The 23,876-nt window shown below is 63.4% G+C and carries 20 protein-coding genes; 18 read left to right on the plus strand and 2 right to left on the minus strand.

The window, feature by feature from the left end:
• The first annotated feature begins 29 nt into the window (after window positions 1-29).
• The 8 genes from EYW45_RS00605 to EYW45_RS00640 all read left to right on the plus strand — a co-directional run bounded on the left by EYW45_RS00605 (window position 30) and on the right by EYW45_RS00640 (window position 8,692).
• The gene (locus EYW45_RS00605; protein WP_161133440.1) at window positions 30-512 is read left to right on the plus strand and encodes an Hcp family type VI secretion system effector; all 483 of its coding nucleotides are present in this window, start codon (window positions 30-32) and stop codon (window positions 510-512) included.
• Between the two features lie 82 nt (window positions 513-594).
• Entirely contained in the window at window positions 595-1,476 is an 882-nt protein-coding gene (locus EYW45_RS00610) for a type VI secretion system accessory protein TagJ (RefSeq protein ID WP_161133441.1), read from the plus strand.
• The gene (tssE, locus tag EYW45_RS00615; protein ID WP_161133442.1) at window positions 1,476-2,036 is read left to right on the plus strand and encodes a type VI secretion system baseplate subunit TssE; all 561 of its coding nucleotides are present in this window, start codon (window positions 1,476-1,478) and stop codon (window positions 2,034-2,036) included. The genes EYW45_RS00610 and tssE overlap by 1 nt, the downstream gene beginning before the upstream one ends.
• Window positions 2,036-3,934 carry a type VI secretion system baseplate subunit TssF gene (gene tssF, locus EYW45_RS00620; protein ID WP_161133443.1) on the plus strand — a complete coding sequence of 633 codons (1,899 nt, stop codon included), beginning with the start codon at window positions 2,036-2,038 and terminating at the stop codon, window positions 3,932-3,934. The genes tssE and tssF overlap by 1 nt, the downstream gene beginning before the upstream one ends.
• A gap of 54 nt (window positions 3,935-3,988) precedes the next feature.
• Window positions 3,989-4,642 carry a DUF3540 domain-containing protein gene (locus EYW45_RS00625; RefSeq protein ID WP_161133455.1) on the plus strand — a complete coding sequence of 218 codons (654 nt, stop codon included), beginning with the start codon at window positions 3,989-3,991 and terminating at the stop codon, window positions 4,640-4,642.
• Between the two features lie 16 nt (window positions 4,643-4,658).
• Window positions 4,659-5,741, plus strand: a complete 1,083-nt coding sequence (tssG, locus tag EYW45_RS00630; RefSeq protein WP_161133444.1) for a type VI secretion system baseplate subunit TssG — start codon at window positions 4,659-4,661, stop codon at window positions 5,739-5,741.
• Window positions 5,742-5,752: 11 nt separating this feature from the next.
• Window positions 5,753-8,377: a type VI secretion system ATPase TssH gene (gene tssH, locus EYW45_RS00635; protein ID WP_161133445.1), complete on the plus strand. Its 2,625-nt coding sequence runs from the start codon at window positions 5,753-5,755 to the stop codon at window positions 8,375-8,377.
• A 15-nt stretch (window positions 8,378-8,392) separates the two neighbouring features.
• The gene (locus EYW45_RS00640) at window positions 8,393-8,692 is read left to right on the plus strand and encodes a YrhB domain-containing protein (protein WP_161133446.1); all 300 of its coding nucleotides are present in this window, start codon (window positions 8,393-8,395) and stop codon (window positions 8,690-8,692) included.
• Window positions 8,693-8,802: 110 nt separating this feature from the next.
• On the opposite strand, the gene EYW45_RS00645 is transcribed toward EYW45_RS00640, so the two are convergent.
• Window positions 8,803-9,840, minus strand: coding sequence for an FHA domain-containing protein (locus tag EYW45_RS00645; protein WP_161133447.1), 1,038 nt, complete (start codon window positions 9,838-9,840; stop codon window positions 8,803-8,805).
• A 59-nt stretch (window positions 9,841-9,899) separates the two neighbouring features.
• On the minus strand, window positions 9,900-10,307 hold the full coding sequence (locus tag EYW45_RS00650; protein WP_161133448.1) for a TssQ family T6SS-associated lipoprotein: 408 nt from the start codon (window positions 10,305-10,307) through the stop codon (window positions 9,900-9,902).
• A 254-nt stretch (window positions 10,308-10,561) separates the two neighbouring features.
• Between EYW45_RS00650 and tssJ the strand changes: the two genes are divergently transcribed.
• The 10 genes from tssJ to EYW45_RS00700 all read left to right on the plus strand — a co-directional run.
• Complete coding sequence (tssJ, locus tag EYW45_RS00655) at window positions 10,562-11,113, plus strand: type VI secretion system lipoprotein TssJ (RefSeq protein WP_235938736.1); 552 nt, start codon at window positions 10,562-10,564, stop codon at window positions 11,111-11,113.
• A gap of 16 nt (window positions 11,114-11,129) precedes the next feature.
• Window positions 11,130-12,464 carry a type VI secretion system baseplate subunit TssK gene (tssK, locus tag EYW45_RS00660; protein WP_161133449.1) on the plus strand — a complete coding sequence of 445 codons (1,335 nt, stop codon included), beginning with the start codon at window positions 11,130-11,132 and terminating at the stop codon, window positions 12,462-12,464.
• A gap of 19 nt (window positions 12,465-12,483) precedes the next feature.
• Window positions 12,484-13,776 (plus strand): DotU family type VI secretion system protein, encoded by a 1,293-nt coding sequence (locus EYW45_RS00665; protein WP_407924889.1) that lies wholly within the window; start codon window positions 12,484-12,486, stop codon window positions 13,774-13,776.
• Window positions 13,773-17,387 carry a type VI secretion system membrane subunit TssM gene (tssM, locus tag EYW45_RS00670; RefSeq protein ID WP_161133450.1) on the plus strand — a complete coding sequence of 1,205 codons (3,615 nt, stop codon included), beginning with the start codon at window positions 13,773-13,775 and terminating at the stop codon, window positions 17,385-17,387. Before EYW45_RS00665 ends, tssM begins: the two co-directional genes overlap by 4 nt.
• Window positions 17,388-17,395: 8 nt before the next feature.
• Window positions 17,396-18,148, plus strand: a complete 753-nt coding sequence (gene tagF, locus EYW45_RS00675; RefSeq protein ID WP_161133451.1) for a type VI secretion system-associated protein TagF — start codon at window positions 17,396-17,398, stop codon at window positions 18,146-18,148.
• A gap of 25 nt (window positions 18,149-18,173) precedes the next feature.
• A complete protein-coding gene (locus tag EYW45_RS00680) occupies window positions 18,174-20,006 on the plus strand; it encodes a serine/threonine-protein kinase (protein ID WP_161133452.1) in 1,833 nt (610 codons plus the stop codon).
• 446 nt (window positions 20,007-20,452) lie between these two features.
• Window positions 20,453-20,830, plus strand: a complete 378-nt coding sequence (gene rpsL, locus EYW45_RS00685; RefSeq protein ID WP_161133458.1) for a 30S ribosomal protein S12 — start codon at window positions 20,453-20,455, stop codon at window positions 20,828-20,830.
• A gap of 157 nt (window positions 20,831-20,987) precedes the next feature.
• Entirely contained in the window at window positions 20,988-21,458 is a 471-nt protein-coding gene (gene rpsG / locus EYW45_RS00690; protein ID WP_161133453.1) for a 30S ribosomal protein S7, read from the plus strand.
• An 18-nt stretch (window positions 21,459-21,476) separates the two neighbouring features.
• The gene (gene fusA, locus EYW45_RS00695; protein WP_161133454.1) at window positions 21,477-23,582 is read left to right on the plus strand and encodes an elongation factor G; all 2,106 of its coding nucleotides are present in this window, start codon (window positions 21,477-21,479) and stop codon (window positions 23,580-23,582) included.
• Window positions 23,583-23,657: 75 nt separating this feature from the next.
• On the plus strand, window positions 23,658-23,876 hold a 219-nt coding region (locus EYW45_RS00700), incomplete at its 3' end, for a GTP-binding protein (RefSeq protein WP_235938738.1).

Here is a 23,876-nt window from a genome sequence, read left to right on the forward strand (position 1 = left end):
CGACCGCTCATCTTTGCTAGGAGAAATCAGTGGCTGTTGACATGTTCATGAAGATCGATGGCGCCAATGGCGAATCGAAAGACGCCAACCACAAAGACTGGACCGACATTCTGTCGTTCTCGTGGGGCGCAACGCAACCCGGCAACATGGCCGGCGGCGGCGGTGGCGGTGTGGGCAAGGCCAGCTTCAACGACCTCCACGTCGTGACGCGTATCGACAAGGCGGCACCTGCCGTGATGAAGCACTGCGCAAGCGGCAAGCACTTGAGCAAGATCGAGATCTCGGTCTGCAAGGCTGGCGGCACGCAGATCGAATACTCGAAGATCACGCTGGAAGACGTGCTGGTGACGTCGACGCAAATCTCGGGTGACCAAGGTTCGGAAGCGGTGCTCGTGAACTACGCGTTCCAGGCCGGCAAGGTCAAGCAGCAGTACTGGGAACAGACGGCGTCGGGCGGCAAGGGCGCAGAAAGCCTGGTCGCTTGGGATATCAAGCAAAACAAAGAAGCCTGATACGTCCTGACGTAGAGGCGCGGGCGGCGCTTTCAAGCAGCCGCCCGTCTTGCTTTTCAAAACGAACTCATACCGGCTTGCCATGACGCTCACTTCGCTCACCTCACTGCATCGCACGCCGATCGCGACTCGGATCGACGACGTGCAGCAACGCATCCGGCGCGCGCCGGGCGATGCGGATCTGCGTGCGCAACTCTTTCAGTTGCTCGCCGTGCGGGGAGACTGGGATCGTGCCGTCGAACAACTGCGCTTGAGCGCCAAGCTCAATCGGCAAGCCGTACCTACAGCCATGGCGTACGAACAGGCCATCGAGGCGGAGCGGCAACGCGAGGCGGTGTTTGCCGGCGCGGCCGAGCCCACCGTGTTCAGCGATTCGCCCGGCTGGCTGGAAGGCCTGCTGCTGGCATTGCGCAGCACGGCCGAGCCGGCGGAGAAGGTTGCGCAGTTGCGTGCCACCGCGCTCGATCTCGCGCCGGCCGTGGCGGGAGTGCTCACGCACGCGCCCGACGACGCCGAAGCCGCGTTCGCGTGGGTCACCGATGGCGACAGCCGCCTGGGCCCCGTCTGTGAGGTGTTCTTCAACGGCCGCTATGGGTGGGTGCCGTTCTCGGCACTCGCCACGGTACGCTTCATCGCGCCGCAGGGGCTGTGCGACCTGGTGTGGGCGCAAGCCGAACTTACCCTGCGTGACGGGCGGGTGCAGCAATGCCTGGTGCCGGCGCGCTATCCCGCCGGGCCGGGCCGGGCACATGCCACCGATGACGATGCGATCGTGCTGGGCCGGTTGACGGAATGGCTGCCGCTGCATGGCGAGACGTACGCCGGCATCGGACAGAAAATGTGGCTCACCGATACCGGCGAGTACGGCGTGCTGGATGTGCGCGAAATCCGCTTCGATGTGGCTGCCGAGACGACGCCTGAGCACAACGACGACGCCGCGCAAGCGCCGGGGCAGGCCGGATAATGGGTGCGCCTATCGATGCCGATCGGCTCAAGGGGGCGACGCCGCCCACGCGCGATTTGCGCCTGGGTCGCGATCGCCTGCAGCCGGCGCTGCTCGACCGGTTGATGGACGATACCCCGCAGCAACGGCGCGAGGCGTTCGACGCCGGCATGATCAGTCATACCGCGTTGCGCCAGGCCGTGTTGCGCGATCTGCGCTGGTTGCTCAATACGGTCAACCTCGCAACAACGGACGACCTTTCGGCCTTTCCCGAAGTATCGCAATCGACCGTGAACTATGGCGTCTCGGCACTTGCCGGCAAACGCATGTCCGAGATCGATTGGGTCGATATGGAAGACACGATCCGCCGCGCGATCATCGCGTTCGAGCCGCGTTTGCTGGCCAGCACGATCGACGTGCGATGCGTGAGTGAAACCAATACGCTCGAGCACCACAACATCCTCAGCCTCGAGATACGCGGCATGCTGTGGTGCGTTCCGCACGCGCAGGAATTCCTGTTCCGCACCGACATCGATCTCGAAAGCGGACACATGGATCTGCAGGATCTGGGAGGCCTCTGATGGATGCCCGCCTGCTGGATTACTACAATCGCGAACTGAGCTACATGCGCGAAATGGGTGCCGAGTTCGCCCAGCAGTATCCCAAGGTGGCGGGCCGCCTGGGGATGAATGGGATCGACGTGTCGGATCCCTACGTCGAGCGGTTGCTGGAGGGCTTCAGCTTTCTCTCGGCGCGCATCCACATGAAAATGGATGCCGAGTTTCCGCGCTTTTCGCAGCGCTTGCTCGAAGTCGTTTTCCCGAATTACCTGGCGCCCACGCCTTCCATGACGGTGGTGCAGATGACGCCGAGCATGAACGAGGGCACGCTGTCGAAAGGCTTCGAGTTGCCGCGCGGCACCGTGCTGCGCGGTCGACTGCCCAAGGGCGAGCAAACCCCGTGCGAGTTTCTGACGGCGCATGCAATGACGCTGTGGCCGTTGCGGGTTACGCAGGCTGAAGTGACCGGCGTGCCGACCGATCTGCCGCTGACGCGATTGGGGTTTGGCGGACGCAACATGCGCGTGCGCAGTGCCTTGCGGGTGCGCATCGAAGTCTGCGGCGGGATGCGTGTGCAGGATCTGGATCTCGATCAGTTGATGTTTCACCTGAACGGCCAGGATCTGCAGATGAACCGGCTCCTCGAGCAGGTCATGCAGGATACGGTTGCCGTGCTGTGCCACGACACCGCCCGGCCGTTGTCATGGGTCAACCGGTTGCCGGCCACGGCATTGCGTCATGAAGGGTTCGATGACGAGCAGTCGCTGCTGCCCAACGACGCGCGCGTGTTTCAAGGCTACCGGCTGCTGCAGGAGTACTTCGCGTTTCCGCAGCGTTTCCTGTTTTTCAGTGTGAACGATCTGAAGCGCGGCCTGCGCGGCGCCGGCGGCGCCGACGACCAGCGGGAAACCAAGTCGTTCGATCTGACGTTTCTGTTTTCACGCGACGCGGTCGATCTCGAAGGCGCAATCACCGCCGAAAATCTGGCATTGCATTGCACCCCGGCCATCAATCTGTTCCCGAAGCGGGCCGATCGGATTGCGGTCACGCCGCGCACCAACGAGTATCACCTGGTGGTCGATCGCACGCGGCCGATGGATTTCGAAGTGTTCGGCGCGCGCACCGTCCATGGTCATGGGGCCGGGCAGAGCGAGCGCGAATTTCGATCGTTCTACGGGTCGCTCGGCACCGACGACGATGAGTACGGCGCGTATTACTCGCTCAGGCGCGAGCCGCGACTCGTGTCGGACACCGCACAGCGCAACGGTACACGCACGGGCTACATCGGCAGCGAGGTATTCGTCTCGCTGGTTGATCGGCATGAAGCGCCGTTTTCGGATCAGCTGCGGCATGTGGTGGTCGATACGTTGTGCACCAATCGCGATCTGCCGATGCTGCTGCCGCTGGGCACCGACTCCGATTTCACGCTGCGAGTGTCGGCGCCCGTGGCGCAGATCAAAGTGCTGCGCGGGCCGTCGCGCCCGCGCGCGGCATTGGCCGAGAACGCCGCCACCTGGCACCTGATCAGCCACCTGGGGCTGAACTACCTGAGCCTCGTGGATCTCGATCCCGAGGAGGGCGCGAAGACGTTGCGCGAGATGCTCAAGATCTATAGCAATCTCGCCGATCCAGTGATCGCCAAGCAGATTGCCGGTGTGCGGCATGTGGACATCGCGCCGGTGCATCACCGCTTGCCGATTCCCGGGCCGATCCTGTACGGCCGCGGCGCGCGCGTCTCGCTGACGCTGGACGACGTCGCATTTTCAGGTATCACCCCATTCGTGTTCGGTGCGGTGCTCGAGCAGTTCTTTGCGCGTCATGTGTCCATCAACATGATGTCCGAGCTCGTTCTTTCCACCTTGCAGCGTGGCGAAGTCGCGCGCTGGGCGCCGCGTATGGGCGGACGCCCGGTTATCTGACCGGGGCCTCGTCCTTGCGCTCCTCACTGCCTCTTTCGGAATGCTCATATGAAAATGTCAACGCTCAATCATCGCCTTCCTGTTTACGATCCCGTGCATTTGATCGGTTCGATCGAGGCTGCTGCAGTGGACGGCGTATTCGCCGTGCAATGCGATGGCCGCGTGTGGCATGCGCGCCGCGCGGCGAGCTGCCTGTTGGCACCCGCCGTGGGCGATACGGTGTTGATCAGCGGCCCGGATCGTGCGCGCGTGTATCTGATCGCCGTGATCGAGCAAGCCGATCCCTCCGTGCATCGCATTGAAGTCGAGGGCGATCTCACGCTTGCCACGCGGTCGGGGGCGATCGCTTTCGATAGCGCGCAGGATCTGCATCTGAAGAGTGCGTCGGCAGTGCGGCTGGAATCGGAAACGTTGGCAATGCGCACCAAACAAGCGGACTGTGTGGTGGACGGCATGCGCTACACCGGCCGTGAGGTGACGGCCACCGTGGGCAAGACGCGCCTGATCGGGAAAGTGTACGAAGCGGTGGTGGATCGATTGGTACAGATGAGCCGCAATGCCTTTCGCACGACCGATGAAGTCGAGCACGTGCGGGCCGGCAATCTGGATTACCAGGCTGAGCAAAGCGCGCGCGTGCATGCCAAGTACACGATGGTGACGGGTGACGATCTGGTCAAGGTCGACGCCAAACAGATCCATATGGGTTGATCGAGTCTCGCGCCCCATGACGCTCACCGCCGATCCGATTGCGGTCACTGACGCTTCCCTGCCGGCCGACTTCTGGCACAGGTTGACGCAGGAACCCTACGCACACGATCTCTTTCACGTGCTGCGCTGGATCGACGCGCGTGGCGGGGCCAAGGTGCCGTTGGGCCGGGCGGCGTCGCCGCGTGGCGAGCCGGTGCGAATGGGGCAGGAGCCGTCGATGGCCTTTGCGCCGTCGACGCTGGCGCAGGTGAAACCGGGCTGGGCGGGCGGGCCGCGCAAGGTGTCGATCTACAGTTTCGGTTTGTTCGGCCCGAACGGCCCGTTGCCGTTGCACATGACCGAGCACGTGCGCGAGCGACAGCACCACCACGGCGACGGCACGTTGGCGGCATTCGCCGATATGTTCCATCATCGGCTCACACTCTTGCTCTATCGCGCGTGGGCCGACGCGCAAAGCACCGTCAGCCTGGATCGGCCGGAAGGCAATTTCACGCGCTATGTGGCCAGCCTGCTGCATATGGGGCAGCCGTCGCTGCAACGGCGCGATGCGGTGCTGGACCATGCGAAATATCACATGGCCGGCCATCTGCTGCGCCAGACGCGCAACCCGGAAGGGTTGAAGCACAGCCTGCAAAAATACTTCGGCGTGCCCGTGCGCATCCACGAATTCGTGCCGCACTGGATTCGGCTCGAGCCCACGCAGCAACTGGCGCTGGGCGCCTCGTTGGGGTTGGGCCAGAACACTGTGCTGGGCTCGGCTGTGCGCGATGCGCAACATAAGTTCCGAATCGAGATCGGACCGCTGCGCGCGCCTGAGTATGCGGGCTTCCTGCCCGGCGGCAAGCCAGCCGAGCAGCTGACGCATTGGGTGCGGCAATACACCGGCATTGAATTCGCCTGGGATCTGCAGCCGGTGCTCGACCGGCGCGATGCGGCCGGCATGCGGCTCGGTCAACCGCAGCCCCTGGGGCTATCGACCTGGCTGGGGACGCGCCCCGCCGATGCGGGCGATGCCCGCGACGTCATCCTCGATCTCGAACAACGTTTTGCCCGCCCGCGGTCCGTGCCGCAGGCGGTGTCCGACTCACCTGTAGCCTGAGACACTCGAACATGGCCGATATCAGCCGCAGCGAACTCTTCGCCAAGCTCGACCCTTTGCTGTACAAAGCCCTCGAAGGCGCCACGGCCTTTTGCAAACTGCGCGGCAATCCCTATGTGGAGCTGGTGCATTGGTTGCACCAGATCGCCAGCGCGCAAGACAGCGATCTGCATCGCATTCTGGCGCACTTCGATATCGACACCGGTCGCGTACAAACGGATCTCGTCACGGCGCTGGATCAATTGCCGCGCGGTGCGGGGTCGATCTCGGATCTGTCGGAGCATATCGATCACGCGGTCGAACGCGGCTGGGTGCTGGGGTCGCTGCGGTTCGGCGGCGCGCGCATCCGCAGCGGTCATCTGATCGCCGGCATCGTCAAAACGTATTCGTTGCGCACGGTGCTGTTGGGCATCTCGCCGCTGTTTGCGCAGATCGTGCCGGATGTGTTGCTCGAAAACTTCGACGCCATCGTGGCCGCGTCGCCCGAGAACGGTCCCACCGCGGAAACTGCCGGTGCCGGGGCCGAGGCGAGTGCTGGCGGCGGCGATCAATCGGTGTTGGCGAAGTACACGGTGGACATGACGGCGCGTGCGCGTGCCGGTGAAATCGATCCCGTCACGGGCCGCGACGAAGAGATCCGTCAGATCGTCGACATCCTGATGCGCCGCCGCCAGAACAATCCGCTGTTGACGGGTGAGGCGGGCGTCGGCAAGACGGCCGTGGTCGAAGGCCTGGCGCTGCGGCTGGCCGCGGGCGATGTGCCGCCCTCGATGCAGGACGTGTCGCTGTACCTGCTGGACATCGGCTTGCTCTCGGCCGGCGCCAGCATGAAAGGGGAATTCGAGGCACGGCTGCGCGGCGTGATCGATGCCGTGCAGGCAAGTGAAAAACCCATCGTGCTGTTCATCGACGAAATCCATACGCTGGTGGGCGCCGGCGGCAATGCCGGCACGGGCGACGCCGCCAACCTGCTCAAGCCCGCATTGGCGCGCGGCCTGCTGCGTACGATCGGCGCCACCACGTGGTCCGAGTACAAAAAATATATCGAGAAAGATCCTGCGCTCACCCGTCGCTTCCAGGTCGTGCAGGTGCATGAGCCGTCCGAGGACCGCGCCCTCATCATGTTGCGCGGTCTGGCGGGAAAACTCGAGCAGCACCATCGTGTGCTGTTGCTCGATGAGGCGATCGACGCTGCCGTGCGGTTGTCGCACCGCTACATTCCTGCCCGCCAGTTGCCGGACAAAGCCGTGGCGCTGCTCGATACGGCCTGCGCTCGCGTGGCTGTGAGCCAGCATGCCGTGCCGCCGCAACTCGAAGACGTGCAACGGCGCATCGAGGCGTTGCGCATCGAGCAGGATATCGCGCAACGTGAAGCCCGCCTGGGTGCCTGCACACCCGAGCGCGAGCAGCGCATCGCGGCGTCGCTCACCGAGGCATTGGCCGAAGCCGACACACTGGATGCGCGCTGGACGCACGAGCGCGGCCTGGCCGATGCCGTGCTGGCGTTGCGCGCACGTATCGAAGCCGATGACGCCGATCCCGCGGCGCTTGCCGGGCTGCAGGCCGAACTGGCCGGTGCCGCCGCTGCGCTGGAAACCTCGCAAGGCGAGTCACCGTTGATCTTCCCGTCGGTGGACGCCAATGCGGTGGCGGCCGTGGTGGCCGACTGGACCGGCATACCGGTGGGCCGCATGGTGAAGGACGAGGCGGCCTCGGTGCTCAATCTTGCCGATACGCTGGAGAAGCGCGTGATTGGCCAGCGTCACGGTCTGGAGGCGATTGCCCGCCGCGTGCAGACCTCACGCGCACGCTTGACCGATCCCAACAAGCCCGTGGGCGTATTCATGCTCTGCGGCCCGAGCGGCGTGGGCAAGACGGAAACCGCCTTGGCGCTGGCCGAGTCGCTCTACGGCGGCGAGCAGAACGTGATCGCCATCAATATGAGCGAGTTTCAGGAATCGCATACGGTGTCCACGCTCAAGGGCGCGCCACCGGGCTATGTGGGCTACGGCGAGGGCGGGGTGCTCACCGAGGCGGTGCGCCGGCGGCCCTACAGCGTGGTGCTGCTGGATGAGGTGGAGAAGGCGCATGCCGACGTGCACGAGCTCTTCTTCCAGGTGTTCGACAAAGGCTGGATGGAGGATGGCGAAGGCCGCTACATCGATTTCAAGAACACCATCATCATCCTCACTTCCAATGTGGGTTCGGACCTGGTCATGAATCTCTGCGCCGACCCCGCACTGATGCCCGAGCCGGACGCGTTGGCGGGCGCATTGCGCGAGCCGTTGCTGCAAACCTTCCCGGCCGCCTTGCTGGGGCGCCTGGTGGTTGTGCCGTATCTGCCCCTCTCGGACAGCATGCTGGCCAATGTCGTGTCGCTGCAGCTGGCGCGCATCCAGCGTCGCATTGCCGACAATCATGGTATCGCTTTGACATACAGCGAAGCGGCAATGGGCCTTATCGTGTCACGTTGCACCGAAGTCGAGTCCGGTGGCCGGATGGTCGATGCGATTCTCACCAACACGGTGCTGCCGCGCGTGAGCCGAGAGTTGCTGGGGGCCGCCGCCGATGGGCGCAAGATTCAAACGATTGCACTCGATGCCGCCGAGGGCGAATTCACTTACGCATTCGCATAGCATAGGAGTTTGACCATGATCGATAAGCAACGTGCAGCCGGCATCGCCGATGCCTACCTTGAGAAGATCGCCGCGCGCCTGGACGATCCCGTCGAGATCATCGAATCGCAGGAGAAGCCGGAAGGCTGGGTGTTCTTTTACGAATCCAGGACCTATCTCGAAACGCAGAACCTGAGCGCCATGTTGGCCGGCAACGCGCCGTTTCTGGTGTCGCGCGAGGATGGCACATTGCATCTGCTGAGTACGGCAAAGCCGCTCGAGGATGCCTTGGCCGAAGCACTGGCCTCCAGCGCCCGGCCTGCACCGGGAGCCTGATACCGTACGCCGTGTGCGGGCATCGACAAAAAAGCCGCTTGAAATGGCATTCAAGCGGCTTTTTAACGGATGTCGCCAATGCGACGCAGCGATAAGCCGCGCGCAATACCTCAGCGGCGGGGCATGTCGTCCCGATCGGCAGGCGCAAAGCCGGTGGGACGCTGCGCATCGCCATTGTCGCGCCGCACGGCCGCCGGCCGCATATGACCGCCGAATTCCTTGGTGCGATCGGGGTTGCCGCCCGGCGCACTGGATGACACCGGCGTGAGCGTGCCGCCGATGGCGTCATCGCGGTAACCCGTCAAGGCGTCCTGCTGACGCAACGTGGTGGGCGTGTCGTCCGTGAAGATGTGATGGGTATCGGCCGCTTCCCGGCTGTCGAACGCCGCGAGCGGGTCACGCGACCGGTGGGCGTCCAGATCCGCGGGCACATGCTGATCGAGCGGATTGACGGGGTTCAAGCGCGCGTCCGACGCCAGGTCGAAGGGGTGCGCCGATACGTCGGGCACGCTACCCACGGGCAATGTGCCCGGGCCCAACAGGTCGCTGAAGATGTCCACAGGCGGCGCTTCCTCGGGGGGCGTGGGCAGCAAGGGATCGTCGGTATCGGGGTCGACCGGCTGATGCGCAGGCGCGGGCTCGTCGGGCAGACCGTGAGATGCCGGGAAGGCCGCAGCCGCGTCGGTTGCGTCGCGCGTCTCGATCGGGAGCGTGGCCGCGGCAACGGTCGCGGCGGCCACCGCCGGCATGGCATGGGGCACCGCTACCGGTGGCGTGGCGGCCCAGGGATCGTCTTCGATCGCGGCCGGCGGGGCGATGTTGCCGTTGGCGGCGGCACGATTGTCTTCCGATTGCAGTACGTAGCCGCCGATCGCAACCTCATCGCCCTCATGCAGCAAGACTTCGCTGCGTGGCAACACCGGTTGACCGTTGACCGACACCTGCGTCATGTCGCTCATGTTGAGCAGGTAGCAGTCGTTGTTGCTGATGCGAACCACCGCTTGCAGCCGGCAGATCTCGTCGTTGGCACTGGGCAGTACCAGCGCATTGCCAGGGCAGCGACCGATCGTGCCGCCGGGGGCTTGAAAGTCGGCGGAGAACGGCGTGAAGTCGCTGGATTCTTTACGGCGGATAGCGGTGAGTTTCATCTGCGTCTGTCCTTGAACGTAAGCGCGGCCGGCATGGAAGCCCGCCGCGGTGCGCGGCATTAGCGCGTCGGTGCGGCGGCCGCCGGCCGGGTGGCTTCGTATACGGGGCCCCACTGGGGATGCCCCCGCTCTGCCGCGCTCAATTCGAAGTTGGGATCGAGTGCGAAGATGCGCTCGAATTGTTCTTCGCACAGGGTGCGGTGCTTGGTCAGGCAATAGCTGAACGCCTGCAGCTTCATCGCTTCGATACGCACGTCGCGCGGCGACTGGGCCAGGTCGCCCGAGCGTGCCACTGTGCGGATCACGTCGCCATAATTTCCGGCCGCATAGCTGTCGCGCACCTTCTGCAGGTCACTCAGCGCGGCCGCAGTAGGCGGGCTTTCGACGACCTGTTTCGGCGGCTGTGCGCAGCCGGCGAGCGCCAGAGAAAGGGTGAGACCGGCAAGAGCGGCGTGCAGTTTTTTCATGATCCGTTCAGGGTGAAAAGAAGCGGGATTGGCCCGCGAAGAAACCCGCCTGCAGGCAGTGGGTTCAAGGGCCGAATCATAGGCATGAATCGTGTCAGGAGTTATTCGTTTCGTGTCACCGGTGTTTCGGTTTCAGCAGGGTTGTATCCGTGCCGTAACTGTCGTAACCCGATTTGTTTTTTAACCAAAGTCTCATTTTTTTCTCGTGTCATGTCGCCCTTGATAGCAGTGGCAACCACGATGGGAGGGGTGAGATGGCGGGCAAGTGCGAACGCAGCGGGAGATCGGTATGGACGGTCTTCGCGATGGCAGCCGCAGCGGTGATGATGCTGGCCGCTTGCTCATCGACGGCCAAGCGCGTGCCTGTGCCGTACGTGATCGCATTCAAGGCGGATGACGCCGTCAATCCCGATCGACATGGCCGACCATCGCCCATCCAGGTGTCCGTATTCGAACTGAAGTCCACCGACAAGTTCGAGTCGACCGATTTCTTTACCTTGCAGTCCAATCCGCAGCAAGCATTGGGCACCGATCTGATCAACGTTGAGCGCATCGTGCTCAAGCCTGGCGAGACGAAGAAGATTGCACACGAGGGCAGCGCCGAAGGCCGCGTGGTCGGCATCGTCGGTGGCTATCGCGACCTCGAACACAGCAGGTGGCGCCTGGTGCTGCCGCTGCCCGAAGCGCAGCGCACCAACGCCTACAAAATCTGGCAGTTCTCGCCCAACGAAGAACAAGTCGCCGTGGCCGTCGAAAAAGGCGGTCTCGTGCTCACGGGGCGCGAAACCCCGTGGTGGCCTTTCTGATATCGATACATCGATCATGGCATCCAACAACAAAGTCGTCTGGTCCGAGGGGATGTTCCTTCGTCCGCAGCATTTTCAACAGTTCGAGCGTTATCTCGAGCACCGCTTGCAGGCGCGCACCGTCGCACAGCAATCGTTTTTCTGGGGCTTCTCGGCGCTCGAACTCGACCTTGACGCGCTGGCGGTCGGCAAGCTTGTGTTGCGCCGGGCGCAAGGTGTGTTTCCCGACGGCACGCCGTTTGATTTTGCTGGCCTCGATCAGGCCCCGCCTGCTTTCGAGGTGCCCGTGCAGACGCTCGATGCACGCGTGGTGCTGGCCGTGCCGCGCAGCCGTCCCGGCACCGAAGAAGTCGTGTTCGAGGACGGTGACGACACCCTGGCGCGATATCGCGTGACTGAAGTGGAAGTGGCCGATACCAGCGTGATGTCGCTGGAGCCGGCGCTGGTGCAAACCGGTGCCTTGCGCTTGCGGATCATGCTGGCTGCCGATCTCTCCGACGAATGGATCGCCATCGACTTGGCGCATATCGCCGAGCGCCGCTCGGATAATCGCGTGGTGTTGCGCGATGCGTATATCCCGCCCTGGCTGGCCGCCGGCGATCACGCCATCCTGGATGGCTACACCAACGAATTGTCGGGGTTGCTCGACGCCCGTAGCGAAGCCTTGGCGGCACGGTTGTCACAGCCGGGACGCGGCGGCGTGGCGGAAGTCTCGGATTTCATGCTGCTCGAAGCGGTCAACCGCTACATGGGTGCCTTGTGGCATGCCCGGCAGATCCGCGGCGTGCATCCCGAGCGCCTTTATCACGACTGGTTGATGCTGGCCTGCGACCTGGCCACGTACACCGCCGTGACGCGTCGGCCCACGGTGATGCCCGACTACCGCCATGACGATCTGTTCGGCACCTTTTCGGCCTTGATGACCGAACTGCGCCGATCACTCTCCGCCGTGCTCGAGCAGAACGCTTTGGAGATTCCGTTGCAGGACCGCGGGCAAGGCGTGCGCGTGGGCCAGATCCCCGATCTCGAACTCATGCGCAGCGCGGCTTTCGTGCTTGCGGTGCACGCCGATCTGCCTTCGGAAGTGGTGCGCTCGCGTTTCCCGTCGCAAGTCAAAATCGGCCCGGTCGAGCGCATTCGCGATCTCGTGCATCTGCAGTTGCCCGGCGTGGCCGTGCGCGCGTTGCCGGTGGTGCCGCGTCAGATCCCGTATGCCGCAGGCTACGTCTATTTCGAACTGGACAAGGCCGGCGAATTCTGGCGCCAACTCGAAAAAACCGGTGCATTGGCGCTCCATCTGGCCGGCGAATTTCCGGGCCTGTCGATGGCGTTCTGGGCCATCCGCGACTGACCACTAGGAATCCTTCGTGATAGATGCAACTTCCTTCCCGCCCAACGGCGGGAGTTTTTCCGGTGGACCGGGCGGCCCCGAGGCCCTGGCGTCGCAGCGCATGCGGCCCGACGAGTACGTCATCAGCGGGTCGAACCCCCTGGTGGCGGCGGCCAATCCCCTGCTCGATCTGATTCCGCAGATCCGGGCGACCGCGTCGCACCCGTCGCCGGCCATGTTGCGCGAGCATTTGCTGGATGAAGTGCGGCAGTTTGAACTGCGCGCGCAGCAGGCCGGCATTCCCAACGAGACGATCCTGGGTGCCCGCTATTGCCTGTGCACGGCGCTGGACGAAGCCGCCGCCTTGACGCCTTGGGGCGGGCAGGGCGTGTGGTCGGCGCATAGTCTGCTCGTCACGTTTCACAACGAGACCTGGGGCGGCGAAAAATTTTTCCAGCTGCTCGCCAAGCTGTCGCAGAATCCCAGCCAGCATCTGGATCTGCTGGAGTTGCTTTACTACTGTTTGCTCCTGGGTTTCGAGGGCCGCTATCGCATCTCGGAAAATGGCCGTTCCCAACTGCAGACGCTGCGCCAGCGCCTGCTTCAGATCCTGCGCGGCGCGCGCGGCGAGTATGCGCGCGAGCTGTCGCCGCATTGGCGCGATGCGCCCACTCAAGCGGAAGTGCGTCGTCTGCCGATTCCGCTGTGGGTGTTTGCCGCGTTGGCCGCAGTGCTCGCCTTGCTCGTTTATTTCGGGCTGAGCTGGCGGCTGGGCGGGCAGTCGGATGTCACGTTTGCCGCCGTCTCGGGTTTGAAGCCGCCGACGCTGCAGATCGCACCGCCACCGGCACCCGCGCAAGCCTTGCAACCGCGTCTGGCGGGATTCCTGGCGCCGGAAATCCGCGAGAACCTGCTCACCGTGCGCGACGAAGCCGATCGGAGTGTGATCGTGCTGCGTGGCGATGGCTTGTTCAGCTCGGGCGAGGTCAGCGTCAACGATCAATACCTGCCGGTGCTTTCGCGCGTGGCCGATGCGCTCAACGGCACGCCGGGCGCCATCCTGGTCAGCGGCTATTCCGACAATATCCCGATTCGCAGTGCGCGATTCCCGTCGAACTGGCATCTGTCGCAAACGCGCGCCGATGCGGTCAAGAAAATACTCGACCAGCGTTTGACGCAACCCAATCGCGTACGCGCCGAAGGCCGCGGCGATGCGGACCCCATCGCGCCCAACGACACGGCTGAAAACCGGGCCCGCAATCGCCGGGTCGAAATCACGCTGCTGGTCTCGCCAGTGGCCGTCAATCCCTCGCTTGAGGGCAGGCAACCATGATCTACCGCGTATTCGGATTTTTGTTCAGCCGCGGGCTGTGGAATTTTCTGGGGCTCGTCGCGCTGGCGCTGCTGGTGTGGATCGCCGGGCCGCTCCTGGCCATCGGCACCACCCGGCCGCTCGAAAGCGAAACGGTCCGCATCATCGTCATCGCCGTCATGTTCGGCATATGGTTGCTGCGGCTCCTGTGGCGCAAGTGGCGTGAGGGCCGCCTGAACGCGCAACTGTTGGGCCAATTGCGCAAGCCGGCCAAGACAACGTCGAAGGATGAAAAGACGCCGGAGAACGCCGAAGTGCGTGAGCTGGCGGAGCGCTTCGACGAGGCCGTGGATCTGTTGAAGAAGACGCGGTTCGAGAACGGCGAGCGCGCAGCGCCCTGGGAGCGCTTCTCACGCCAGTATCTGTACCAGTTGCCGTGGTATGTGTTCATCGGCGCACCGGGTTCGGGCAAGACGACGGCGCTGGTCAATTCGGGATTGAATTTTCCGTTGGCCGATCGTTTCGGCAAGGTCGGCTTGCGCGGCGTGGGCGGCACACGTAATTGCGACTGGTGGTTTACGGATGACGCGGTGCTGCTGGATACGGCGGGCCGCTACACCACGCATGAAAGCGATCCCACCGGCGACGAAGAAGAGTGGTCGGGCTTTCTGGGCTTGCTCTCGAAGTTTCGTGGCCGCCAGCCGATCAACGGCGCCATTCTGACGATCAGCGTAGCGGATCTGCTGTCGTCTTCGGATAGCGAGCGGGTGCAGCAGGCGGCGGTGCTGCGCAAGCGCCTGCAGGATCTGCGGCAAAAGCTCGGCATCCAATTTCCGATCTACGTGCTGGTCACCAAGGTCGATCTGCTGTCAGGTTTCGAAGAATATTTCGCGTCCTTCTCGCGTGATGATCTATCGCAGGTGTGGGGCTTCACGCTGCCGTATGCGCGCACGCAGGAAACCGATTTCGAACTGTATGAAGCGTTCCACGCCGAGTACCGCCTGCTGCAACGGCGTCTGGACGATGCGTTGCCTGAGGTGCTCGCCGCCGAACCCGACGAAGCGCGGCGCGCGCTGGCCTACATGCTGCCGCAGCAGTTCGCCGGGCTGCAGAATCTGCTGGGCCATTTCCTGAGCGATGTGTTTGCCACGTCGAAGTTCGACGCGCGCCTGTTGCCGCGCGGGGTGTACTTCACCAGCGGCACACAGGGCGGCGAAACGTTCGATCAGGTCACCGGGCGATTGAAGCGCTATCTGCGCATCGACGGCGGCGCGCCCACGGTGACTCCCGCGCCGGTGGAAGGCGAAGGCCGCAGCTTCTTCCTGAAGAATCTGCTGCAGGATGTGATCTTCAAAGAGTCCGGCCTGGCGGGCCGCAATCTGCGCTGGGAACGCCGCAACCGGCGCCTGCACTTTGCCGGCTACGCGCTGATCAGCCTGGCGTTGGTGGCGCTGATCGTGGGATGGGCCACCAGTTATCGCAACAACACCAACTACATTGCCGATATCGATGGGCGGGTACCCACCGTCGAGCGACTCGGCCGCGACATCAAGATCACGAGCGCGGGAGATGTACTCGGCCTCATGCCCTTTCTGGATAGCCTGTGGTACTTGCCGCAAGGCCGTGATTTCGATCTCGACAGCCCACCGGTCAGCCATCGCTTCGGGCTCTATCAAGGGCTGAAAATGCGGTCGGCCGCGCAGGGCGTGTATCGCACTACGCTCGATCAGGTGTTGTTGCCGCAAGTCGCGCGACGCGTGGAAGCGGCGTTGCGCCGGGCCGCGCCCAACGATCTCGAATATCAGTACGAAGCGCTGCGCGCCTATCTGATGCTGTACGAATCGGATCACTACGATCCCGAGTTCATGCATGCCTGGCTGCTCTCCGACATGCAGAGCACATTGCCGGCCGGCTATACGCGTCAGCAGTACGGTCAGTTGTCGCTGCACTTGCGCAATCTCGTGCAGGGCCGGATTCTGGCGTCGCCGTTTCCGGTAGATGAAGCGTTGGTGCGGCAGTCGCGCGAACGTCTGGCGAGCTTCACATTGGCCGATCGCGCGTATAGCCGCTTGCGCCGCATTCTGACCAACGCCGAACCCGGGCCGGACACCACCGCGATCACGTTGGGTGGTCCCCAGGCAACGTCCGTGTTTACGCGCAAGAGCGGCAAGCCGCTCACGGCCGGCATTCCCAGCCTGTACAGCTATCGCGGCTACTGGAACGTGTTCAACAAGCGCGCGGCCACCGTGGCCGGCGTGCTGCGGCAGGATGACGCCTGGGTGCTCAACATCGCGCCGCCCGGCATGCTGGACGACGCATCGCAGCGGCAGCTGGTCACCGAGATCAAGCGGCTCTATCTGAACGACTACGTGATGCAGTGGGACACGTATCTGAACGATCTGCGCCTGCCGCCCAGTCAGTCGCTGCTGCAGAGCATTCAGTTGGCGCGCACGTTGTCGGCGCCCGATTCGCCGTTGACGCAGTTGGTTCAGAACGTGGCGCGCGAAACCACGCTGATGCGCGATGAGAACACCGAACGGTCGCTGGTCGATCAGGCGCGCGATCGCGTGAGCACGACGCGGGATGCGTTGGAGCAAATGTTTGGTCCTACCGGACCGGGCGGCGCCACCCGTGCCGATGCTTCCGGCGAGAAACTCGAGTTGATCGTCGACAAGCATTTCGAACCCTATCGTCGTCTGGCCACGGCCGGCCCCAACGGTCAGCCTGCGATTTCGGCCACGAGTGGCTTGATCAATGAGCTTTACACCTATCTGACCGCGACCGACGCGGCCTTGCGTAGCGCCAGTCCGGCACCCAATTCGGATGTGGTCACAAAGCTGCGTGCCGAAGCCGGGCGCATGCCCGAGGCGTTGCGCGGCGTGCTCAACGATCTGTCGGTCAATGCGGTGGGGGAGATTTCGGGCGTGGTGCGCGAACGGCTGGGCGACAACGTTACCGCGACCGTGGGTCTGACGTGCCGCCAGTCGATCGCCGGCCGGTATCCGTTTTCGCAGAACGCCACGCGCGACGTGGCCCCTAACGACATGGCCCGCCTGTTTGCTCCTAACGGGCTGATGGACGATTTTTTCCAGAAAAATCTGGTGAGCCAGGTGGATGTGTCGAGCACGCGCTGGCGCTTCAAGCCAGGTATCGACGGCGAACCGGGCGCGCCGTCGGCGTTTCTGGATTCGTTTCAGCGCGCTGGTGTGATTCGCGATGTGTATTTCGCCGCCGGCAGTCAGACGCCATCGTACCGGGTGTCGATTCGCCCCATCGAGATGGACGCGGAAATCACCCAATTTCTGATGGACGTCGACGGGCAGACGTTCACCTACACGCACGGTCCGCAAGTGGCAACGTCCGTGGCTTGGCCTGGGCCGCGCGGCGCCAATCAGGTCCGCATTTCGCTCTCGCCTCAGGTGGGCACCGCCGGGATGGTGACGTCGGGCCCGTGGGCCTTGAATCGCATGCTCGATCGCGCCCGCCTCGAACGGGGCGCGTCGCCTGAGATCATGCGTGCCACCTATGACTTCGATGGAAAAAAAGTCGTGCTTGAAATTACTGCCAATAGCGTCAAAAGTCCCTTCCGCCTACCAGAGATGCAGGGCTTCAGTTGCCCGAGCCGGTCGTGAGGGGGCGCATGGCACCCCCGTCCGCAACCGCGATCGAACCCTTCGGCTGGTATGGCAAGATTCCTGCCGGGGGCGACTTCATGCACCGGCGCTTGCCGCGCGACCTGATCGGATGGTGGGATCGCTGGCTGCAGCATGGATTGAACGGCTTGCGCCATTCGCCGCCTGAAGAGGGCTTGCGCGCGTTTCAGTCGGCACCGATGTGGAATTTTGCGATTCCCTCCGGGTTGGGCGCGGGACGCGTCCAGTTCGGCTGCATCTCGCCCAGCCGCGATCGGGTGGGGCGCGCCTATCCCGTGTGTGCGATTCTGCAGGTGGCCAACGAAGATTACGAACCCGGCATGCTGCATCGCGCCGCACGGTTCTATCGCGCAATCGGTGAAGGATTGCTGACGGCAGTACGTCACGGATGTAGTCCCGAGCAGCTCGACCAGACGTTGCTGCAGGCACGTGGCGACATGATGCATATGCTGTCCGCGCCCCGGGCGCCCGCCATGCCATTGGCGGGCGGAGGGGGCGGCAGCGACATCATGGATATCCTGAACAGCGGCATGCCGGTGGCTGCGGCCGCGCCCGTGGCCCAACCCGTTGGGTTGGGATGGGAGGATCTCGCCGACTGCTTCAACCCCGGTTCGCACACCAGCTATTGGTGGACCAATCAGGCCGACGGCGCCGGGCTCTACACCTATCTGCATGGCGGCGCGCTCAACGTCACGCTGTTTTCGAAATTATTTGCCTCCACGGCCGGCCTACGGCGATAAGATCACCGCTTCGGAATTCACAATCATGTTCAGCCCTTTCGCCATGACCTCACTCCGCGCATTGCCCGAAGGTTCGGCTGCCGTGCCGCCCCGGCCGTTGTCGGCGATCGCCGCCACACGAGCCGGCGCCGTGCCGCAGGCCCGTATCCGCCAGGTGATCGCCGAAATGATCGCGCCGCTCTCGGCGTTGCATGCCGAGGGCCGGATCCATGGCGGCATTTCTACCGACACGATCGGGCTGGCAGAAGGTGGCCATGCTCAATTGCTGGCGCCGGCATCGCTTGCACCGCGCAGCGCCGGCGATACCGCGTTGCGCGAAGGGCGTGCCACGGGTTTCAACGCATTCGAGCAGTACACGGACGACCCGGCGTGGGCGGTGGGCCCCTGGACCGACATCTATGCGCTGAGTGCAGTGGCGTGCAGCCTCGTCTCGGGCACGGTGCCCCCGTCAGCCATCGATCGCTGCGTCCGTGACGATTACGTGCCGCTCACTGCGCGCGCCATCGTCGGTTACGAAACCGCCTTTCTTTCGGCCATCGACGCCGGCCTGTCGATGCCGCCGTCGGGCCGGCCGCAGTCGCTGCAAGCCTTTGCCGATGCACTTGGCATCTTTTTCGCACCGGCTCCGGTGGCGGCGCCCGTGCGGCCCGCCGCTGCGTCGGCGGCGCCCTTGAGCGCCTTGCCCGCCGCGGTGCCCGACGGTTCGACCCCGCCAGACAGCGCCGCGCAGTATGCGGATTCGGCAGCGGTTCCAGCGCCACTGGCGCCCGCAGCCCCGGCCGTTGCCGCGTCTGCACCCATCGCCGTACCGGCCGCCTCGTCCACGCCGCCTGCAGACCGTGCCGCCACGGCGACCGAGCGGACCGCGCCTACCCGACCGGCCGCCACGCCGCCGGTCGGCGTCAAAACCTCGGCGAAGAAGCGCAGCAGCAGTGCGCCGTGGCTGTTGATTCTGCTGGTGCTGGTCGGCGGTGGCATCGGCATCTATATGTGGTTGCAGGATGGTTTTCCGCATGACACGCGCACGGTGAACGCCGGTGCGAGCTCCGGCACGCCCGCCCCGCGTGCGCCCGAGCCGGTCGCGGGCGCGACGGGTCCGGCCGGCGTCCGACCGGCAGCCTCCTCTGCAGCGGCGCCGATGGCCAGCGGTAGCGCAACAAACGGGGGCGCCATCAACGGAAGCGCCGCCAATGCCGGGTCGACGGCGACACCTGCCGCAGCCGCCACGCCGCCCGAACCGCCGCCGCTGGATTCGGCGGGCCGGTATGTGGGGCCGACCGGAAGTGGAGCAACTGCGGGTGGCGCCACGGTGGGTGGAGCAACACCTGGCGTGTCTCCCTCTGCCTCTGCCGCGGCAGGAACGGCTGTGCCGGGCGCAGCACCGGTCATGGGCGCCGATGGCCGCCCGGCCGCGAACGGTGCAGGGGGTACTGGTGCAGGTGCGAATGGTGCCAATGGCGCGAACGGTGTGAGTACCGCCACGGGCGTTGCCGGCTCGGCGGGTGCCGCGACCGGCGGCGTTCAGGGCGGGGCCGTCGAAGGGTCTAATGGGGCCATCGCTGCGGCCGGTACCGCAGGCGCGCCCGTCGATCCCAATGCGTTGCCGCCGCTGGCCGGCGTGGAACCGCCGATCGAGAAGCCGGTGGTGGTGCCGCAGGCCGTATCCATCAATGTGCAGCCGTGGGGCGAAGTGTTCGTCAATGGCGCATCGCGCGGCGTGAGTCCGCCGCTGCGGCAATTACGCCTGGCACCCGGCCAGTACACGATTTCGATCCGGAACAGCGCCTCCGAGCCGTATACGACGCGGTTGACCGTCCAGGCCGGCCGTCCCGCAAGCATCTCGCATACGTTCAAATAGGCCCGGTGCGTCGCCTCGTCACGGGACCCCGTGTCCCGTCTCTCGGCAACCGCCGCAGCAACATTCACGGATGATGCCAGGGCCACAGCATCGGGCGCCGCCGCCCGCTGTGGCAGTCCAATCACACCCGGTGCGGGTAAATACCAACACCCATTGACAACCTCAGGTCACAACGGGTACTCTCACGGGCTAACTGCAGCTCAAGGCATCTTCTCACCGTGCCTCGCGCTCCAGTTCTAATTTGCATGACTCCGCTCTTTTACGACTACGCGTGTTGATGTTTGCGCAGCGTTTTTGAGCGGGTTTTGCTCAAACTGCCTCCAGATCACGCGGTTTCCGGGTTGTTGTTCTTCCAGCCGCCCGGACTGCCGTTTTGGGTGCAACCCCCAAGAACGGGAACAGGCTTTCAGGCCTGCCAGTGGTACGTAAAAGGGATTTCAAAGGTTATGCCAACCATCAGCCAACTCGTGCGCAAGCCGCGCGAAGTCAGCGTCATCAAGAGCAAGAGCCCCGCGCTCGAAAATTGCCCTCAACGACGCGGTGTGTGCACCCGTGTGTACACCACCACCCCCAAGAAGCCGAACTCGGCACTGCGTAAAGTCGCCAAGGTGCGCCTGACCAACGGTTTCGAGGTCATCTCGTACATCGGCGGCGAAGGCCACAACCTGCAAGAGCACTCGGTTGTGCTCGTGCGTGGCGGCCGTGTCAAGGATTTGCCGGGTGTGCGTTATCACGTCGTCCGCGGTTCGCTTGACTTGCAAGGCGTCAAGGATCGTAAGCAAGCGCGCTCGAAGTACGGCGCCAAGCGTCCGAAGAAAGCGTAATTGTTGTTGTGCCTGGAAGCGCTCAGCGTATCCGGGTTGTGCAGCCGCCGCGGCAATGATGCCGGGCAGGCGGTATGTAAGGGGTCGTCTATCAATGGATGACCACGGCCGTGTCACTGACGCGGTTCAACTGAACTGACACAGATAGGAAGCTGAAATGCCCCGTCGTCGCGAAGTACCCAAGCGTGAGATTCTGCCCGATCCTAAATTCGGCAGCGTCGAGCTCGCAAAATTCATGAACGTTGTCATGCTTGATGGCAAGAAGGCAGTCGCAGAGCGCATCATTTACGGTGCACTCGAGCAAGTCGCGACCAAGACCGGCAAAGAGCCGATCGAGATCTTCTCCACGGCAATCAACAACATCAAGCCGATCGTAGAAGTGAAGAGCCGTCGAGTCGGCGGTGCCAACTACCAAGTGCCGGTTGAAGTGCGCCCTGTGCGCCGCCTGGCCTTGGCAATGCGTTGGCTCCGCGAAGCCGCGAAGAAGCGCGGTGAGAAATCGATGGATCTGCGTTTGGCAGGTGAGCTCATTGACGCAGCTGAAGGTCGTGGCGCCGCGATGAAGAAACGCGAAGACACGCACAAGATGGCCGAAGCCAACAAGGCATTCAGCCACTTCCGCTGGTAATTTAAGGAATAAACCATCATGGCCCGCAAAACCCCGATCGAGCGCTATCGCAACATTGGCATCTCTGCGCACATCGATGCAGGGAAGACCACCACCACGGAACGCATCCTGTTCTACACCGGTGTGAATCACAAGATCGGTGAAGTTCACGATGGCGCTGCCACCATGGACTGGATGGAGCAGGAGCAGGAGCGCGGCATCACCATTACGTCGGCGGCAACGACGGCGTTCTGGAGCGGCATGGGCAAGAACTACCCTGAGCACCGCATCAACATCATCGACACCCCGGGTCACGTGGACTTCACCATTGAGGTGGAACGTTCCATGCGCGTGCTCGACGGTGCCTGCATGGTGTATTGCGCTGTGGGTGGTGTGCAGCCGCAGTCGGAAACCGTATGGCGTCAAGCCAACAAGTACGGTGTGCCCCGTCTCGCCTTCGTCAACAAGATGGACCGTACGGGCGCCAACTTCTTCAAGGTCTATGACCAGTTGAAGATGCGCCTCAAGGCCTCGCCCGTGCCGATCGTGATTCCCATTGGCGCCGAAGACACCTTCACCGGTGTGGTCGACCTCGTCAAGATGAAAGCAATCATCTGGGACGAAGCCGGTCAAGGCATCACGTTCTCGTACGTCGACATTCCCGCCGAACTGCAAGACTCGGCTGAAGAATGGCGTGAAAAGCTGGTCGAATCGGCTGCCGAATCGTCCGAAGAGCTGATGAACAAGTACCTCGAAGAGGGCAACCTCTCCGAAGAAGACATCACCTTGGGCATTCGTACGCGTACCATCGCTGGCGAAATCCAGCCGATGCTGTGCGGCACCGCGTTCAAGAACAAGGGCGTGCAACGCATGCTCGACGCCGTCATCGACTACCTGCCTTCGCCCGTGGATATTCCCCCGGTCAACGGCATGGACGACGAAGGCGCAGCGATCCAGCGTTCGGCCAACGACAGCGAAAAATTCTCGGCATTGGCATTCAAGCTGATGAGCGATCCGTTCGTGGGTCAATTGACCTTCGTGCGCGTTTACTCCGGCGTGCTGAAGTCGGGCGATACCGTGTTCAACCCCATCAAGGGCAAGAAAGAACGTATCGGCCGTATTCTGCAGATGCACGCGAACGAGCGTGAAGAAATCAAGGAAGTGTTGGCCGGCGACATCGCCGCCGTTGTGGGTCTGAAAGACGTCACGACCGGCGAAACGCTTTGCGACGTCGATTCGCACATCCTGCTCGAACGCATGATTTTCCCCGAGCCCGTCATTTCGCAGGCTGTTGAGCCCAAGTCGAAGGCGGATCAGGAAAAGATGGGTCTGGCGCTGTCGCGTCTGGCTCAGGAAGATCCGTCGTTCCGCGTTCGTACCGACGAAGAATCCGGTCAAACCATCATTTCGGGTATGGGCGAGCTCCACCTCGAAATTCTGGTCGACCGCATGAAGCGTGAGTTCAGCGTCGAAGCCAACGTGGGCAAGCCCCAGGTGGCTTACCGCGAAACCATCCGCACCGTTTGCGAAGAAGCCGAAGGCAAATTCGTCAAGCAGTCGGGCGGCCGCGGTCAATACGGTCACGCCGTGCTCAAGGTCGAACCGCTCGAACCGGGTGGTGCAGGCTTTGAATTCGTCGACGCGATCAAGGGTGGTGTGGTTCCTCGCGAATTCATTCCGGCCGTTGAAAAGGGTGTTCGCGACACGCTGAGTTCCGGCGTTATCGCGGGTTACCCGATCGTTGACGTCAAGGTCACGCTGTTCTTCGGTTCGTACCACGATGTGGACTCGAACGAAAACGCGTTCCGCATGGCGGGTTCGATGGCTTTCAAAGAAGGTCTGCGTCGCGCCAAGCCGGTGCTGCTCGAGCCGATGATGGCCGTTGAAGTCGAAACGCCCGAAGATTATGCCGGTACGGTGATGGGCGATCTGTCCTCGCGCCGCGGTATGGTTCAAGGCATGGATGACATCATCGGTGGTGGCAAGATCATCAAGGCTGAAGTTCCGCTGGCCGAGATGTTCGGCTACTCGACTTCGCTGCGTTCGGCCACGCAAGGTCGTGCGACGTACACGATGGAATTCAAGCAATACGCTGAAGCGCCTAAGAACGTCGCTGAAGAAGTCATTGCTGCGCGTACCAAGTAATTTTCAATCAATGCTTCGCTCCGGGTGTCCGGGGCGAGGCTCTAAAGTTTCCTTGATAGTTAAAGGATAGAGATCATGGCAAAAGGTAAGTTCGAACGCACCAAGCCGCACGTGAACGTGGGCACGATCGGTCACGTTGACCACGGCAAGACCACGCTGACGGCAGCGATCACGACGGTTCTGTCGGCGAAGTTCGGCGGCGAAGCCCGCGGCTACGACCAGATCGACGCGGCTCCGGAAGAAAAGGCACGCGGTATCACGATCAACACGGCACACGTCGAGTACGAAACGGAA

The sequence above is a fragment of the Schauerella aestuarii genome (assembly GCF_009866805.1).
GTDB lineage: Bacteria > Pseudomonadota > Gammaproteobacteria > Burkholderiales > Burkholderiaceae_B > Schauerella > Schauerella aestuarii.